This window comes from Streptomyces sp. NPDC005195 (assembly GCF_040608315.1).
GTDB classification, from domain to species: Bacteria; Actinomycetota; Actinomycetes; order Streptomycetales; family Streptomycetaceae; genus Streptomyces; species Streptomyces kaempferi.
In genome coordinates this window covers 1-1593 of the sequence record NZ_JBEXHZ010000310.1, presented here as the reverse complement: position 1 = coordinate 1593, position 1593 = coordinate 1, and the positions used below count along the sequence as shown (strand labels likewise).

At 73.3% G+C, this 1593-nt stretch carries 4 protein-coding genes; 3 read left to right on the top strand and 1 reads right to left on the bottom strand.

The window, feature by feature from the left end; all coding sequences use genetic code 11:
• Positions 1 to 256 precede the first annotated feature (256 nt).
• On the bottom strand, positions 257 to 718 hold the full coding sequence (locus tag ABZV34_RS39245) for a DUF2871 domain-containing protein (protein WP_356288013.1): 462 nt from the start codon (positions 716 to 718) through the stop codon (positions 257 to 259).
• Between the two features lie 197 nt (positions 719 to 915).
• Between ABZV34_RS39245 and ABZV34_RS39240 the strand changes: the two genes are divergently transcribed.
• From ABZV34_RS39240 to ABZV34_RS39230, 3 genes are all read left to right on the top strand, one after another.
• A complete protein-coding gene (locus ABZV34_RS39240; RefSeq protein WP_168525281.1) occupies positions 916 to 1053 on the top strand; it encodes a hypothetical protein in 138 nt (45 codons plus the stop codon).
• Positions 1050 to 1184, top strand: a complete 135-nt coding sequence (locus ABZV34_RS39235) for a hypothetical protein (protein ID WP_356288010.1) — start codon at positions 1050 to 1052, stop codon at positions 1182 to 1184. The genes ABZV34_RS39240 and ABZV34_RS39235 overlap by 4 nt, the downstream gene beginning before the upstream one ends.
• Positions 1178 to 1593, top strand: a 416-nt coding sequence (locus ABZV34_RS39230; RefSeq protein ID WP_356288007.1) for a hypothetical protein, incomplete at its 3' end; no start/stop codon positions are given. The genes ABZV34_RS39235 and ABZV34_RS39230, both read left to right, overlap by 7 nt.

Below are 1593 nucleotides of genomic sequence, written 5' to 3'. Positions count from 1 at the left end.
GACCGAGGTCCTGCTCGGCCCCGCGGCCCAGCCCGCCTGACACGACGGCGGTCCGGACCGCGGGCCCGCACGCTCACGGCCCCGCACGCCCGGTGGTCCGCACGCCCGGTGGTCCGGACGCCCGGTGGTCCGGTGGCGTGGTGGCCCGGAGGGCCGTTGGTCTCGAGGGCCGTCGGTCTGGAGGGCCGTCGGTCTGGAGGGCCGTCGGTCTGGAGGGCCGTCGGTCTGGAGGCGGGTGGTCCGGGGGTCCGGTGGTTCAGGCCGGGGTCCTGGCCGTCTCGGCCTGCTGCTCCGGCTCGGCGGGTCCGGTTTCGGCGGGCTCGTTGAGGCGCTTGCCGAGCAGCACGAACAGCAGGATGAGCCCGACCGTGAGCAGGGTGTGCCCCAGACCCGCGGTGAGCGGCACCGCCTCGGGCACGTGGTCGCCGAGCACGGTCTCGGTGCCGTGCACGAACATCATGGCGACGGTGATCGCGATGCCCGCGTTGTAGAACCAGAAGAAGTACGTGAACAGTTTCGTCCCGGACAGCCTGAACTGCTTGTCCAGGGCGAGGACGATGAGGAAGCCCATCATGCCCAGCGAGAGCAGGTGGGTGTGCATGAGCGCCAGCTGGGTCTCACCGTCGAAATCTTTGGCCTTGGTGAACTCCCGGTAATACAGACCGGAGATCACTCCAAGGATCATGTAGACGTGTGCCGCGTAATACGACTTCCGCATCCCCGTGCCCGCTCCCTGCTGGTCATTGCTGGTCGATTCAGGCCCTCACGGGGGCCATTGAAGCACCCCGGCGTGAACCCCTCGCCCGTTTTCGGAGATCGTTCGAGCCGCCCTCCAGCGGGCCTCGAGAGCCTCTGCGAAGTGCCGGGCCACGCTGGGGTGTCGAGGTTCGTCCCCGCAGAACGAGAGGCATCCGCATGAGGCACTCCCGTACGGTCGCGGCCGTCGCCGCGGTCACCGGACTGGTCCTGGCCGCCGCGGGCGCGGCGAGCGCCCAGGTCACGCCCGGGCCCGTCACCCCGCCGTCGCCCCGGGACACGGAGGAGGCCGTATGAGCCACCCCCGCGGCGTCACGGGCGGCAGGGGCGTCGCGGCCACCGGACTGGTCCCGGCCGCCGCCGGCGCGCCGTTGTTCCCGGCGGCCCGCGGAACGAGCGCCGACGTCTCCTTCGTACCGCCGTGCTGACGCGGGATCACGCGCGCCCGGCCGCGTCCGCCGCCGAGGCGGACACCCCTGTGAGCTGGTGCCCCGGCGGTGCGGCGCACGCGCCGGAGTCGCTGGTCCTGGGCGTGCGCTCCGGCCTCGACGGACAGGTGACGTATCTCGCCGACGCGGTCCCGGCCGCCGCGGTGCTCGACCAGATCCCCGAGGACATCGAGCCGCGCCGGATCCTGCGGTTCGCCTCGCACTGCGTCACCGGCTGCGCCAACCGCCGGGGCGGTGACTGCACCCTGGTGGAACGGGTGGTGGCGGCCTGCCCGGCGCCGGCGGGCGGCGCGGTGCCGCGCTGCCATCTGCGGGCCGGCTGCCAGTGGTGGGCGCAGGCCGGCGTCGACGGCTGCCGGCGCTGCCCGGCCCTGGCCACCCGCCATCC

What these genes read in the sequence shown, in the direction of transcription:
- ABZV34_RS39245 (WP_356288013.1), bottom strand. Translation starts at nt 718, where the DNA reads ATGCGGAAGTCGTATTACGCGGCACACGTCTACATGATCCTTGGAGTG.
- ABZV34_RS39240 (WP_168525281.1), top strand. Translation starts at nt 916, where the DNA reads ATGAGGCACTCCCGTACGGTCGCGGCCGTCGCCGCGGTCACCGGACTG.
- ABZV34_RS39235 (WP_356288010.1), top strand. Translation starts at nt 1,050, where the DNA reads ATGAGCCACCCCCGCGGCGTCACGGGCGGCAGGGGCGTCGCGGCCACC.